The 619-nt window shown below is 51.4% G+C and carries 1 protein-coding gene; it reads left to right on the top strand.

Annotated features, from left to right (window positions below):
• Positions 1-21: 21 nt before the first annotated feature.
• Positions 22-619 (top strand): GTP-binding protein (locus ACT3TU_RS14335; RefSeq protein WP_444784542.1); only part of this gene is annotated, 598 nt, incomplete at its 3' end.

A 619-nucleotide genomic window follows, 5' to 3' on the forward strand; every position in this document is an offset into this window, starting at 1 on the left:
CCAAAAAAAGAGGAAATACCCATGGCAAAGGCCAAGTTTGAACGCAACAAGCCACACGTCAACGTCGGCACCATCGGACACGTTGACCACGGTAAAACAACCCTAACCGCCGCTATCGCAACCGTAGCAGCAATCAAATCAGGTGGCGAAGCCAAAGACTACGCAGCCATTGACAGCGCCCCTGAAGAAAAAGCCCGTGGCATCACCATCAACACCTCACACGTAGAATATGACACAGACACTCGTCACTACGCCCACGTTGATTGCCCAGGTCACGCCGATTATGTTAAAAACATGATCACCGGTGCTGCCCAAATGGACGGCGCAATCCTAGTCGTATCAGCGACTGACGGCCCAATGCCACAAACCCGTGAGCACATCCTGCTATCACGTCAGGTTGGCGTACCGTACATCATCGTCTTCATGAACAAATGCGACCTTGTTGATGACGAAGAACTGCTTGAGCTAGTAGAAATGGAAGTTCGTGAATTATTGAACGACTACGACTTCCCAGGCGACGACACCCCAATCGTAAAAGGTTCAGCGACCCAAGCCCTTAAAGGCGACGAAGGTCCATACGGCCAACCAGCCGTCGTAGAACTACTAGACATCCTAGACA

Source organism: Psychrobacter sp. AOP3-A1-26, from assembly GCF_052378235.1.
In the GTDB taxonomy this organism is placed as follows: Bacteria; Pseudomonadota; Gammaproteobacteria; order Pseudomonadales; family Moraxellaceae; genus Psychrobacter.